Annotated in this window: 10 protein-coding genes; 8 read left to right on the top strand and 2 right to left on the bottom strand. The window is 65.3% G+C overall.

The window, feature by feature from the left end:
* Positions 1 to 274 precede the first annotated feature (274 nt).
* From C2U70_RS03345 to C2U70_RS03330, 4 genes are all read left to right on the top strand, one after another.
* Positions 275 to 3,337, top strand: coding sequence for an Rne/Rng family ribonuclease (locus C2U70_RS03345; protein WP_140976441.1), 3,063 nt, complete (start codon positions 275 to 277; stop codon positions 3,335 to 3,337).
* Positions 3,338 to 3,523: 186 nt separating this feature from the next.
* Positions 3,524 to 4,264 carry an FkbM family methyltransferase gene (locus C2U70_RS03340; protein ID WP_140976440.1) on the top strand — a complete coding sequence of 247 codons (741 nt, stop codon included), beginning with the start codon at positions 3,524 to 3,526 and terminating at the stop codon, positions 4,262 to 4,264.
* Positions 4,265 to 4,427: 163 nt separating this feature from the next.
* Positions 4,428 to 5,924: an amidase gene (locus C2U70_RS03335; RefSeq protein ID WP_140976439.1), complete on the top strand. Its 1,497-nt coding sequence runs from the start codon at positions 4,428 to 4,430 to the stop codon at positions 5,922 to 5,924.
* Positions 5,925 to 5,929: 5 nt separating this feature from the next.
* The gene (locus C2U70_RS03330; RefSeq protein WP_140976438.1) at positions 5,930 to 7,162 is read left to right on the top strand and encodes an NAD(P)/FAD-dependent oxidoreductase; all 1,233 of its coding nucleotides are present in this window, start codon (positions 5,930 to 5,932) and stop codon (positions 7,160 to 7,162) included.
* A gap of 73 nt (positions 7,163 to 7,235) precedes the next feature.
* On the opposite strand, the gene C2U70_RS03325 is transcribed toward C2U70_RS03330, so the two are convergent.
* A complete protein-coding gene (locus tag C2U70_RS03325; protein ID WP_140976437.1) occupies positions 7,236 to 8,573 on the bottom strand; it encodes a dicarboxylate/amino acid:cation symporter in 1,338 nt (445 codons plus the stop codon).
* A gap of 117 nt (positions 8,574 to 8,690) precedes the next feature.
* Positions 8,691 to 9,878 (bottom strand): pyridoxal phosphate-dependent aminotransferase, encoded by a 1,188-nt coding sequence (locus C2U70_RS03320; protein WP_140976436.1) that lies wholly within the window; start codon positions 9,876 to 9,878, stop codon positions 8,691 to 8,693.
* 163 nt (positions 9,879 to 10,041) lie between these two features.
* Here C2U70_RS03320 and C2U70_RS03315 point away from each other — a divergent pair, with 163 nt between their 5' ends.
* The 4 genes from C2U70_RS03315 to aroQ all read left to right on the top strand — a co-directional run bounded on the left by C2U70_RS03315 (position 10,042) and on the right by aroQ (position 14,064).
* Entirely contained in the window at positions 10,042 to 11,442 is a 1,401-nt protein-coding gene (locus tag C2U70_RS03315) for a M48 family metalloprotease (protein ID WP_140976435.1), read from the top strand.
* A gap of 72 nt (positions 11,443 to 11,514) precedes the next feature.
* Positions 11,515 to 12,282: a DsbA family protein gene (locus C2U70_RS03310; RefSeq protein ID WP_140976434.1), complete on the top strand. Its 768-nt coding sequence runs from the start codon at positions 11,515 to 11,517 to the stop codon at positions 12,280 to 12,282.
* A gap of 235 nt (positions 12,283 to 12,517) precedes the next feature.
* The gene (locus C2U70_RS03305; RefSeq protein ID WP_140976433.1) at positions 12,518 to 13,324 is read left to right on the top strand and encodes a DUF1236 domain-containing protein; all 807 of its coding nucleotides are present in this window, start codon (positions 12,518 to 12,520) and stop codon (positions 13,322 to 13,324) included.
* Between the two features lie 272 nt (positions 13,325 to 13,596).
* The gene (gene aroQ / locus C2U70_RS03300; RefSeq protein WP_140976432.1) at positions 13,597 to 14,064 is read left to right on the top strand and encodes a type II 3-dehydroquinate dehydratase; all 468 of its coding nucleotides are present in this window, start codon (positions 13,597 to 13,599) and stop codon (positions 14,062 to 14,064) included.
* Positions 14,065 to 14,092: the final 28 nt, after the last annotated feature.

Raw genomic sequence — 14,092 nt, 5'->3', positions numbered from 1 at the left:
CTAATTAAGGGGCGGCCCCCTCGCCGCCCAAGTTTTCATACGGGCCGACGCTTGATGCGCCAGACTGTGCCGACGAAATCTGAAGGACAATTCGCGACGCTGCGGAGCGACATCTCCACGCGTCGCATTGCGCCTTCGGCTTCCCGTTCGGAGCGGCGCGAGCGAGGGCGTTTTGGCCTTCCCCTCACCCCCGAATCAGGTGGACCGTCGCGTCACCCGGCGGCGCGATACGCGCCCACGGTGATCAGCGCCCGCCGCCGCCAAGAGTCAGAATATGCCCAACAAGATGTTGATCGATGCCACCCACCCGGAGGAGACCCGGGTCGTCGTGGTCCGCGGCAATCGCGTCGAAGAGTTTGATTTCGAGACCGCGCAACGCAAGCAATTGCGCGGTAATATCTACCTCGCCAAGGTCACGCGGGTCGAACCGTCCCTCCAGGCCGCCTTCGTCGAATATGGCGGCAATCGCCACGGCTTCCTCGCCTTCAGCGAAATCCATCCCGACTACTATCAGATCCCGGTCGCCGACCGGCAGGCGCTGATCGAGGCCGAAGAGCAGGCCCATCGCGAAGCCGAGGAGGAGAACGAGAACCGTTCCCACAATCGCCGTCGCTCGCGTCATCGCAACTCGCGCCGCCGCGGCCATGGCGAGCGCGTCCGCAGCGACATCGTCGAAGGGCTCGATGCCAGCCCGCAGCCGGTCGAAGGCGAATTGCGGGCGGAAGGCGGCGAAGCCGCCATCCAGGACGGTGCGCATCTGCACGCCGAGGGCGAGCATCACGAATTCGGTCATCATGATCATGACGACCACGGTCACGAGCATCATGATCATCACGATCATGATCATCACGACGACCACGATCATCACGACCATGAGCACCACGAGCACGCCGCCGAGCCGCAGGCCGCAGAAACCGTTGCGGTCGCGGACGTCGAGCCCGCGCGAGAGAGCGCTCAAGACATTCGAACCGACGCTGCTGCCGCGCAGCCGCACGACACCGTCTCGGAAGCGCCGGCGCATGAGGACCATGCCGCCGCCCTCGCCGAGGCCGTGACCGCGGCGGTCGAGCCCGCAGAGGCCGTTTACGCGGCCGACCACGACGGCGAGACGCCACAGATGGAATCGACCGAGGCGGAAGCCGAGGGCGATGACGATGAGGACGACGGCGAAGAGGCCGAGGACGAGGTCGTCGAATCCGTCGGCGGCGACGACGTGCTCGAGGAAGTGCCGGAGCGCACCTTCCGTCCGCGCCGCCAGTACAAGATCCAGGAAGTCATCAAGCGCCGCCAGGTGATGCTGGTGCAGGTCGTCAAGGAAGAGCGCGGCAACAAGGGCGCGGCGCTCACGACCTATCTGTCGCTCGCCGGCCGCTACGCCGTCCTGATGCCCAACACCGCGCGCGGCGGCGGCATCAGCCGCAAGATCACCAGCGCGCAGGATCGTTCGCGCCTGAAGGAAGTGGTGCAGGATCTCGACGTGCCCGAGGGCATGGGCATCATCCTGCGCACCGCAGGTGCTTCCCGCACCAAGCCGGAGATCAAGCGCGACTTCGAATATCTGATCCGGATGTGGGAGACGGTGCGCGACCTGACGCTGAAGTCGCAGGCCCCGACCCTCGTCTACGAGGAAGGTTCGCTGATCAAGCGCTCGCTGCGCGACCTCTACAACAAGGAGATCGACGAGATCCAGGTAGCGGGCGAAGCCGGCTACCGCGAAGCGCGCGATTTCATGAAGATGCTGATGCCCGCCAATGTCAGCGCGGTGAGACAGTATCGCGACGGCCAGCCGCTGTTCTCGCGGATGGGCGTCGAAAGCCAGCTCGATGCGATGTTCTCGCCGACCGTCCAGCTGCGCTCCGGCGGCTATATCGTAATCAACCAGACCGAGGCGCTGGTCTCGATCGACGTCAACTCCGGCCGCTCGACGCGCGAGCACCATATCGAGGACACCGCGCTCAAGACCAATCTGGAGGCCGCCGAAGAGGTCGCCCGCCAGCTTCGCCTGCGCGACCTCGCCGGCCTGATCGTCATCGACTTCATCGACATGGACGAGAAGCGCAACAACCGCGCGGTCGAGCGCAAGCTGTCGGATTGCCTGCGGCAGGACCGCGCGCGCATCCAGGTCGGCCGCATCTCGCATTTCGGCCTTTTGGAGATGTCGCGCCAGCGCATCCGGGCCAGCGTGCTGGAATCCTCGACCGATCCGTGCCCGCATTGCGGCGGCACCGGCCATGTCCGCTCGGTCTCCTCGGTGGCGCTGCAGCTCCTGCGCGGCCTGGAAGAGATTTTGATGAAGGGCGCGACCCACAATCTCGTGGTCCGCACCCGCACCGACGTCGCGCTCTACGTGCTGAACCACAAGCGCGGCCATCTGCGCGACCTCGAGAACGGCTTCAAGGTGACGCTGGCTGTCATTGCCGATCCCAGCGTCAGCGGACCGCAGGCCTTCCTCATCGACCGTGGCGAGCAGGTGCATACGCTGGAAGCCGCCAAAGCGCTGCTGGCGGCACAGGCTGCCGCGAGCCCGCCGCCCTTGGTCGAAGAGGCCTATGACGACGAGGATCAGTTCGACATCGAGACCGAATCCGAGGTCGAGACCGACGAGACCGAAGGTCTTGCCGAGGAACAGGCCGCGGGCGACGCGACGCCCGAGCAGGACGGTCAACGCCGCAAGCGCCGCCGCCGGAGGCGCGGCCGCGGTGGCCAGCGCGATGGCGAGTTGCGCGAGGACACGGCTCCCACCCTTCCCGAGGCGGCTTTGGCGGCCGGCGAGTCGGAGGAAGGCGAATCCGAGCAGGACGGCGAAGAGTCCGAGGAGCAGCCCAATCTCGCGCGCGACGACCAGCAGGGCAGCGATCGCCGCCGCCGTCGCGGGCGCCGTGGCGGACGCCGCCGGCGCGGCAGCGGACCGGACGAAGGGCTTGCAGGCTCGATCTCCGACGAGCTGAGCGGTAGCGCGCCGTCCGAGGCGACCGAAGCTGTTGCCGATTTCGACGGCTTTGCGCCGGAGGCTTCGCCTTCGATCGCGCAGACCGAGACGGTCGCCGAGGTGACGGCTCCGCCGGTGCTCGTCGAGCCGGAGCCGGCGTCGCCCCAACCGGCCGCGGCTTCCACGATGGAAGAAGCTTCATCCGACAATGACAAGGCCGCCCGCCGCCGTTCCACGGTGCGCGAGAAGGTGAGCTTCACGACCAGCAGCCAGGCCGAGCCGGTCACGCAGGCACCGACGCAGGTCGAGCCGCCTGTCGCGCCTGCGCCGACTGCGGAGACGACTGAAACGCCGGCTGCACCACGCCGTGCCGGCTGGTGGTCGCGCCGCTTCGGCGGCGGCGAATAAACGGTTACATCGACCAAAGAAAACGCCCGGCCATGCCGGGCGTTTTTGTTTGTCGTCGAGATAGCACCGTTTGCCCCATCCCGGGCTACCGCGGAACACGACCGGCCACCGGCGGGCGGGAAGCTGCGAAGATTGCACGCCTAGCGGCGTGCGATTACAAAAGTGACGGCTAGGGAGTGCAAGGCGGTGCTGGACCAACTCCTTCGGTTCGCAATTCGCGTATTGCGAGCCCGCTACCGCGATCAAAAGATCGAACTGCGCGCCCTTCGCAGGCATATTCGCGCGGGGGATATCGTTTGCGACATCGGCGCGAACAAGGGCAGCTACACCTATTGGCTTGCGAGATGGTGCGGCGACGGCCGCGTCGTCGCCTTCGAACCGCAACCATCGCTCGCGCGCCAATTAGCCGAAATTTGCACGGTGCTCCGATTCTCGAATGTGACCGTCGAGCCGAAGGCGGTTTACTCGCTCGAAGGCGTCGAGGAATTATTCGTGCCGGACAGCCATCAACCCGGTGCAACCCTCCTCAGTCCAGCCGGCACGTTCACCACCATACGCGTGCCCACCGTTACGCTTGACGGCTATTTCGGCGAAGCGACTCGTATTGCAGCGCTCAAGATCGACGTCGAAGGTGCCGAGCTGCACGTTCTGAAGGGAGCGGAAAACATCCTGCGGCGATGCCGACCGCTCATCGTCGTCGAATGCGAAAACCGTCACCACGCGGTTGGCGGCATCGAAGGCGTCTTCTCCTATCTTCGCGCGCTCGGTTATAACGGTCACTTCATCGACGGCAACCGGGTCCTGCCCATCGAGAGCTTCGATGTCGACGTCCATCAGCGTCAGGATGGCGAATGGTTCTGGAAGCAGCCTGGCTATTGCCACAACTTTATATTTGCGCCTGCGGCCCCCGCCCCTGCGCGCGCATGATGTGGCTGCATACGCGGACCATGATAAATTCCCGGCCAAGCGCAGGACGCGCGGAATCAGACTTGCTACGATGGATGCGCCCTCACGGGGCATGTGCGCCCGCCCGCCCGGTCCACCCGGGCGGTTTTTTGTGTGCTAGACCATTTTGCGAAAGGACCGTTGCGTGAGTGAGCTTTGCGAGCAGACTGCCGTCGAACTGCGCCGCCTGCTGGCCGAGCGTGCGATCTCGCCCGTCGAATTGCTCGATGCCTGCCTGTCGCGCATCTCCGTGATCAACCCGGCCGTCAACACCGTGGTGACGTTGGACGAGGCTGGTGCCCGCGCCGCCGCCAAGGCCGCCCAGGCCGCGATCTTGCGCGGTGACGAATGCGGCGCCCTGCATGGCCTTCCGGTCCTGATCAAGGACACCCAGGAGACGGCGGGGCTGCGCACAACGTTTGGCAGCCCGCTGTTTGCCAATCACGTCCCCGGCGCTGACCAGGCTTCCGTCGCGCGACTGCGCGCAGCCGGCGCAATCATCTTCGGCAAGACCAACACGCCGGAATGGGCGGCCGGCGGCAACACTCGCAATCCCGTGCATGGCGCGACCGGCAATGCCTTCGATCCCGCGCGCTCGGCGGCGGGCTCGTCCGGCGGCTCGGCGGTCGCGCTCGCCTGCGGCATGGCCACGCTCGCCTCGGGCTCGGACACCGGCGGCAGCCTGCGCAATCCCGCCGCCTATGCCGGCATCGTCGGCATGCGGCCCTCCTCCGGGCTCGTCGCCAGCGAGCGGCGCGCCTTCGGCTGGTCCAATCTGTCGACCGACGGACCGATGGCACGCAACGTCGCCGACACCGCGCTGATGCTGTCGGCGATGGCAAGCGACGATGCGCGCGATCCGCTCGCCTACACATTGCCGGACGAACCGCTGCGCGCGCGGCCTGAACGCTGGAGCCCGCCGCGTCCGGTCGATCTGCGCAAGCTGCGCGTCGCCTTCACCGAGGATTTTGGGTTCGCGCCGACCGAGCGCGCCATCCGTCGCGTCTTCCGCGATCGCGTGGCGAAGCTTGCGCCGCTCGTTGCCGAATGCCGCGAGGCCGCACCGGATTGCGCGGGCGCCGACGACGCCTTCGCCGTGCTGCGCGCCGCTCTGTTCATGGCGATGCACGGCAAGAACTACCGGGAACGCCCCGAGATGCTCGGCCCCAATGTGAGAGCCAATGTCGAAGAGGGCTTGCGCTACACGCTCGAAGACTACACGCGTGCCGCGACCACGCAGACCAGAATCTATCGCGCCTACCAGACCTTCTTCGAGAGCTGCGACGTGCTGATCAGCCCCGCGATCACGCTGAGCCCACGGCCGTGGTCGGAGCCTTATCCCGCCGAGATCGACGGCGTGCCGACGCAATCCTATTTTCACTGGCTCGCGCTCGCCTATGCGGTGACGCTGCCCGGCCATCCCGCTTTGAGCCTACCGGTTGGCGTCGACGAGGCCGGCCTGCCCTTCGGTCTCCAGATCGTCGGCCCGCGCGGCGGCGACGCGATCGTGCTTGGTGTCGCCGCAAGCCTCGAGGCGGCCTTCGCTGGCGATCCTGGCCTGCGCCGACCAGTGCCCGATCTGGCGCGGCTCGCAGTCGCACCGCCATTGTCGTCGTCAGCAGGCTTTCGCGCCTGGGAGTAACGGCAATGAAAAGTGCAATCATCCTCGGCGGCGGCATGGTGGGCGTATCGGCAGCGCTGCACCTGCAACGCAACGGCTGGTCCGTCACGCTGGTCGACCGCCGGGAGCCCGGCCAGGAAACCAGCTACGGTAATGCCGGCATCGTTCAGAGCGAAGCGGTGCGCCCCTATCCGATGCCGCGCGACATCGGCACCTTGCTGCGGATCGCGATGGGCCGCACCAACGACGTGCGCTATCGCCTCGCCTCGCTCTCCCAGCATGTCGAGCCCTTGCTGCGCTACTGGTGGCACTCCGCGCCACAGCGTCATCGCGAGGCCACGGCCGCCTGGGCGCGGCTGATCGCCTACGCCACGCCCGAGCATGACGTGCTGATCCGCGAGGCGCACGCCGACAATCTCGTGCGCCGCGCCGGCTATCGGCTGATGCATCGCGATCCCACAGCCTTCGCGCAGGCGATCAAGGCGGCGGAGGAAAACCAGCGCGACTATGGCGTGCAGTTCCGTGTGCTTGACGGTAGCGAACTCGCCAAGGCCGAGCCGCTGCTGCGTGACGACCTGCCCGGCGCCATCCACTGGCTCGATCCCTGGACCGTGTCCGATCCCGGCGGACTGGTCGCGGCCTATGCGCGGCTGTTCCAGCGCCTCGGGGGCAGGCTGTTGCGCGGTGACGCGCAGACGCTGCGCGCGAGCCAATCAGGCTGGTCGGTCGATACCGACGACGGCCCGATCGATGCCGAGGCTGCCGTGGTGTCGCTCGGCCCCTGGTCGCCAGAACTCCTGCAAAAGTTCGGCTACCGCGTGCCGCTGGTGCGCAAGCGCGGTTACCACATGCATTATCAGGGCGGCAGCTCGCTCGACCTGCCGCTGGTCGACACCGCGCTGGGCTATGCCATGGCGCCGATGGCCAAGGGCGTTCGCATCACCACCGGCGCCGAGCTGACGAGCCCCGACGCACCGGCGACACCGATCCAGCTCGGCCGTGCGGAAGCCGCCGCGAAAACCTTGCTCGACCTCGGAACGCGCGTCGAGCCCGAACCGTGGTTCGGCACGCGGCCCTGCATGCCCGACATGCTGCCGGTGCTCGGACCTGCGCCGCGTCATCGCGGTCTGTGGCTCAACTTCGGCCACGGCCACCAGGGCTTTACGCTCGGGCCCGCCACCGGCCGCCTGCTCGCCGAGATGATGAATGGCGGCGCCACCTCGATCGATCCCGGGCCTTATCGCGTCGATCGCTTCTAGGCGCACAGAAACAGCAAGGGCCGGTCGACGTCGCCGACCGGCCCTGCTTTCGTCAGTTGCGATTGCGGTCGGATCAGTCCGTCGTGATCGCCGTCTCCATGTCGGTCGGATCGACCTGCTTGGCGAGGTTGGCGTTGAGCTTGTCGCGGTCGAGCTCGCCCTCCCACCAGGCGACGATCACGCAGGCGACGCCGTTGCCGCAGAGGTTGGTCAGCGCGCGACATTCGCTCATGAACTTGTCGATGCCGAGCACGATCGCCATGCCCGGAACGAGCCTGGGATCGACCACCGCCAGCGTTGCCGCCAGCGTGATGAAGCCCGCGCCGGTGATGCCGGACGCCCCCTTCGAGGTCAGCATCGCCACGACCAGGATCGTGAGTTGCTGGCTGAAGGAGAGATCGAATCCGAGCGCCTGCGCAATGAACAGGGTTGCCAGCGTCATGTAGATGTTGGTGCCGTCGAGGTTGAACGAGTAACCCGTGGGCACGACGAGGCCGACCACCGACTTGGAGCAGCCGAGCCGTTCGAGCTTCTCCATCAAGGACGGCAGCGCGCTTTCCGAGGACGAGGTGCCGAGCACGATCAGGAGCTCGTCCTTGATGTAGGCGAGGAACTTGAAGATCGAGAACCCCGCCATGCGCGCGATGATGCCGAGCACGACGAACACGAACAGCGCCGCCGTCAAATAGAACGTCGCGATCAATCCGATCAGGTTGAGGATCGCGCCGGTGCCGAACTTGCCGATGGTGTAGGCCATCGCACCGAACGCGCCGATCGGGGCGGCGCGCATCACGATCGAGATGACGCCGAACACGGCATGGGCAGCGTCGTCGATGAAGGCGCGGATGGTGTGGCCGCGCTCCCCTAGGCTCATGATCGCGAAGCCGAACAGCACGGAGAACAGCAGCACCTGGAGGATTTCGCCCTGTGCGAACGCACCCACCACGGTATCGGGAATGATGTGCAGGATGAAGTCGACCGACCTCTGCCCTTCCGCCTGCTTGGCGTAGTTGGCAACGGCCTGCGCGTTCGCAGCCGCACCGCCAAATCCAGCGCCGGGCTTGACGAGATTGCCGACCAGGAGGCCGATGACGAGCGCGAAGGTGGAGACGACCTCGAAATAGACCAGCGCCTTGACGCCGATACGGCCGACCTTCTTGGCATCCTGGATATGCGCGATACCGGATACCACGGTGCAGAAGATGATCGGCGCGATCACCATCTTGATCAGCTTGATGAAGCCGTCGCCCATCGCCTTGACCCACTCGTTGGTGCCAAGGGTCGGCCACAGCCAGCCAACGATGGCGCCGAGCACGATGGCAATCAGCACCTGAACGTAGAGAACCTTGTACCAGGGCTTTGCCGCAGGCTCTCGCACTGCAGGCGCTCCGGTTGCGATCGCTTCAGCCATAAAATCGTTCCTCCCCCGCGTGACAAATTGTCCCTTGTGCACACCCAAATTCCATTAGGCGGACAGAGTCAATGCCGACTGCGGCCGGAAGTCGGACTTGCACTTAAATTGACAGCGCTATCGCAACCAGCGGGCAATGCGCTCGACCGCCTCGCGCATCTCCTCGGCCGAGCGGGCATAGGAGAAGCGGATGAACGAGCGACCGTGCACGGGATCGAAATCGATGCCGGGGGTGGCCGCGACGTTGGCCTTCTCCAGCATCTCCTGGGCGAAGGCAAGACTATCCGACGTGAAATCGGAGACGTCGGCATAGAGATAGAATGCGCCGTCCGCCGGCAGGAATCTGGTCAGCCCCGCCTTCGGCAAACCCTCGATCAGGATGCGACGGTTCTCCTGATACCCGTGCTTGATCTCTTCCATCTCGGCCGCACCGTCGAAGGCGGCTTCGGCCGCGATCTGCGACAGCGCCGGCACCGAGATCGAGAGATTCTGCTGCAACCGCTCGATCGGCCGGACCAGGATTTCCGGAACGACCATCCAGCCGACGCGCCAGCCGGTCATGCAAAAATATTTCGAGAAGGAGTTGATGACGAGCGCCTGTTCGGACAGCGCGGCTGCCGTGACGGCCGGAAACGCATAGTCGAGGCCGTGATAGATCTCGTCCGAGATGAAGCGGATACCCGCGCCCTCGGCCGCCGCGATCAGGCTCGACAGCGCCTCCCGCGACATCATCGTTCCCGTGGGATTGGCGGGGCTGCCGACCAGCACGCCCTTCAGCGGCGCCTTGCGATGGGCGGCGAGCAAGGCCTCGCCGGTCAGCGCATGGCGCGTCTCGTTCGTGGTCTCGATCAGCACCGGCTCGCAGCCGAGCGCGGTCAGGATGTGGCGGTATGGCGGATAGCCGGGCACCGTGACCGCGACGCGGTCGCCGGGCTCGAACATCGACAGGAAGGCCAGGATGAATCCGCCCGAGGACCCCGTCGTGACGACCACCCGGTCGGGGCTGACCGTGCAGCCATAGGCATCGCGGTAATGCCGAGCGATGCGCTCGCGGAGCGAGGGGATCCCGAGCGCGGAGGTGTAGTCGATCCGCCCGGTGTCGAGGGCCCTGTGCGCGGCCGCAATCGCCGTCCTGGGAGCGGACGCTGCCGGCTGTCCCACCTCCATATGGATGACATGGCCGCCGGCCGCCTCGATTCGCGCTGCCGCGGCCATCACGTCCATCACCATGAACGGGGGAACATCGCTGCGCCGGGACGGCTCGAGCCATTGTCCCAGCCGGTTTCTCAAGGTCGCCTCAACCATCGATTTCTGCTATTTCGCTACCCGCCGGCCCCCTCCGGGGCCGGGAAACAGGGCCAATGCGCCCCAGACTGGCCGCATTGTGCGGCTCATTAGGGCATATCCCGTAACCGGTCCGCCGCCAATCGCCAAAACCAGACACGAAACTGCATTTCAAGACCGATCGATGTTGCTCCAGCTCATTTCGCGCAAGAAGGCCTCCGCACTGACCGCTCTGGTGACGGCGGTGGGCCTCGTGCTGTCGCCGCTGCCTGCGGCGCGGGCGCAGTCCAAGGGCCCCCCCGTCCTGCGCGACACCGAGACCGAGCAATTGTTGCGCGACTATACGCGCCCGATCCTGCGCGCCGCGGGAATGGAGAAGCAGAACATCCAGATGGTCATCCTCAACGACAGCTCGTTCAACGCGTTCGTCGCCGATGGCCGCCGCATCTTCGTCAATTACGGCGCGATCATGCAGTCGGACACGCCGAACCAGTTGATCGGCGTGCTCGCGCACGAGACCGGGCATCTGGCCGGCGGCCATCTCGCAAAACTGCGCGAGCAGCTCGCCAATGCGCAGACCCAGATGATCATCGCCATGCTGCTCGGCGCCGGCGCGCTAGCCGCGGGGGCCAGCAGGGGCAGCAACCCGAACAACGGCCTTGCCAATGTCGGCGCCGCCGCGATCAGCGGTCCCCAGGAGATGATCCGCCGTTCGCTCCTGTCCTATCAGCGCCAGCAGGAAGAGAATGCCGACCGCGCAGGCGTGAAATTCCTGAACGCCACCGGCCAGTCGCCGCGCGGCATGTACGAGACCTTCAAGCGCTTCACCGGCGAAAGCCTGTTTGCCGCCCGCGGTTCCGACCCCTATCTGCAGTCGCATCCGATGCCCGCCGAGCGCGTCGAGGCGCTGGCGCAATTTGCCCGTTCGAGTCCCTATTGGGACAAGAAGGACGACCCGGCGCTGCAGTTGCGCCACGACATGGCGCGCGCCAAGATCTCGGCCTTCATGGAACGGCCCGAAACGGTCTACCGCCGCTATCCGCAGTCCAATGACAGCATGCCGGCGCGCTATGCCCGCGCCATCACCACCTATCTGCACGGCGATTTGCGCAGCGCGCTGGCACAGATCGACGCACTGATCCAGGTCCAGCCGGCCAACCCGTACTTTTACGAGGTGCGCGGCCAGGCCCTGCTGGAGAGCGGCAAGCCGGCCGAAGCCATTGCTCCGCTGCAAAAGGCGGTGCAGCTCTCCGGCAACGCCCCGCTCATCGAGATGTTACTTGGGCAGGCTCTTGTTGGAACCGATAATAAGGCTCACACGGACGAGGCTATCCGGATTCTCCGTGCCGCCGTGGCACGCGAGCCGGAGGCGCCGATCGGTTTCACCCAGCTCGCGATGGCCTATGGCCGCAAGGGCGACTATGCGGAGGCCGATCTGGCCTCGGCGCAGGCGGCTTACCTGCGCGGCGACAACAAGACCGCGCGCGAACTGGCCACGCGCGCCAAGACCCGCTTCGCCATCGGGACGCCCGGATGGGTCAAGGCTGACGACATCGTGACGGCGAAGCCGCCGCGCGGTAACTAGAGTTAAACCGAACATCACTACGTCCCCGAAGGGACAGTTTTCCGAAACCGCTTTCGACAAGAGGATTTGCCAATGCCTTCGCTGCGCCTGCTCGCTTCCGCGCTGTTTGCGCTCGCAATGTTCGGCGCCACGGGCCCCGCCTCGGCCCAGAACTTCTCCGACACCCAGCGCACGGACATCGAGGCGATCGTGAGGAACTACCTCATCACCCATCCCGAGGTGCTCGAGGAAGCGATGGCCGAGCTCACCAAGCGCCAGGCCGCGGCCGAGGCCCAGAAGCACGAGGCGAGCATCACGATGAACGCGCAGGCGATCTTCAACTCGCCGCGCCAGGTCAACCTCGGCAACAAGGACGGCGACGTCACCTTCGTCGAGTTTTTCGACTACAATTGCGGCTACTGCAAACGCGCCATGAACGACATGCTCGAGATCATGAAGGCCGATCCCAAGCTCAAGGTCGTGCTGAAGGAATTTCCGGTGCTGAGCCAGGGCTCGGTGGAAGCAGCGCAGGTCGCGGTTGCCGTGCGCATGCAGGATCCGACCGGCAAGAAATATCTCGACTTCCACCAGAAGCTGCTCGGCGGTCGTGGCCAGGCCGACAAGGCCCACGCGATGGCAGCAGCGAAGGAAGCCGGCCTCGACACCGCCCGGATCGAGAAGGACCTCTCGAGCGCAGAGGTGCGCACCACCATTGAAGAGAATTTCAAGCTCGCCGAAGCGATGGGCATGAATGGCACGCCGAGCTATGTGATCGGCAAGCAGATCGTCGTTGGCGCCATCGGCGTCGACGGTCTCAAGGAGAAGATCGGCATCGCACGCTGCGGCAAGGCGACCTGCTGACGTCACACGACATCGCAAGCTTTTTCGAGAGGCCGGCCGAAACGCCGGCCTCTTTTTGTTTGTCGCGGCTTGTCGCGCTCGTTCCGGCTCGCAATGTGTCGCGAACGCGGCGGGACCGTTCATCTGGCGTTCAACAAACAAATGTCGGGGAACCCAGAAAGTCCAGGAACTCCTGATATCTCCTTTCGTTGTTGGCGCGGGCAATGACGCACATCACCACGTGAGGAGAATTTCAATGTCTAACCGCTTTATGATCTCGGTTGCCGCGCTTGCGCTTGTCGCCGGCACCGGATTGGCGAACGCACAGGATAAGATGGGCCGCGACAGCGGTGCGACCGGCGCTCAGCCGGCGCAACAGCAGCCGGCACAGCACGCGCAGCCCTCGGGCGGTGCCGCTGGCGGCGCCCTGACCAAGGAGAAGGGCACGGTCGGCCAGGCCGGTGGCGCGGTGGAGAAATCCGGCGCAGGCACCATGGAGAAGTCCGGCGCGATGGAAAAGTCGGGCGGAATGGAAAAGTCCGGCGCGATGAACAAGAACGCCGCTGAAGACAAGGCCGGCATGACCAAGGGTGAACACGCCCAGGGCGCGCAGGACAAGTCCAAGAGCATGAGCTCGGAAACCGACTCCAAGTCCAAGAGCACGACGTCGCAGACTGACACCAAGAGCGGGAACATGAACGCTCAGACCAAGGGTGCGGACACCACCAAGGGCGCTGATACGGCTCAAACCAAGGGTGCTGATACCAAGTCTCAGACCACGGTCGGCACTGCCGGCAACGCGGCAACCGCTGCTCCGCCGCCGGAGAAGCGGACTGAGATCTCGACGGCCATCAAGTCCACGAAGATCGAAGAGACAACGAACGTCAACTTCAACATTGCGGTCGGCACGACAATCCCGTCGAGCGTCCGTTTCCACCCGCTTCCGCCCCGGATCGTCGAAATCTACCCGGAATGGCGCGGCTATGACGTGATCTACGTGCACGGCCGGTACATCATCGTCCGTCCGCAGACGCGCGAGATCGTCTACATCATCGAAGGCTAAGCCGCTTCGCTGACGTCCAAATGAGCCCTTGCCGAGAAATCGGCAGGGGCTTTTGGCCTGTTGGGCGGCCACACCCATCGGCTGGGTCCGGCAGCCATGCTTTGGACTGGTTAACAAGCAATTTCCGTAGCTTCCGCACAGGTTTTTGCAAGCCGGATGAGCTGTTTGAAGCCCCTTCCGAGGCCCTTCAAGGCTTCCCCTCAAGCCCTTTGTTACCTATAACCCCCGCCACCCAAGGACCTTTTTCAAGAAGCACCTTTTGCGGGATAGGAATGGCTGAAGCAGCGACCGACACGATCCTCGTTCTCAACGGGCCGAACCTCAACATGTTGGGGACGCGCGAACCGGAGAAATACGGCCATGCCACGCTGGCCGACGTCGAGGCGCTGTGCCGCGCGACCGCGGCCCAGTTCGGCCTCAAGGCCGATTGCCGGCAGTCCAACCGCGAGGGCGAGCTGATCGACTTCATCCACGAGGCGCATGCACGGAAGATGCGCGGCATCATCATCAATGCCGGCGGCTATTCGCACACCTCGATCGCGCTGCATGACGCCCTGATGGCGGTGCAGATTCCGACCGTGGAGGTGCACGTCACCAACATCCACGCCCGCGAGAGTTTTCGTCACCACTCCTACACCGCCCGCGCCGCCTTCGCGTCGCTGGCCGGCTTCGGCATCGAGGGTTACCGCCTCGCCATCCAGGGTCTTGCCGCCAAAATCGGCGTCAAGGCCAAAGCCTGACGCCCCCCTTTCAACAGAAGGTTCGGAT

Origin of the sequence: Bradyrhizobium guangdongense, from assembly GCF_006483445.1 — a bacterium.
Lineage (GTDB): Bacteria > Pseudomonadota > Alphaproteobacteria > Rhizobiales > Xanthobacteraceae > Bradyrhizobium > Bradyrhizobium guangdongense_A.
Note: the sequence above shows the minus strand (reverse complement) of the source record. Positions and strands in the feature narration are given on the sequence as shown.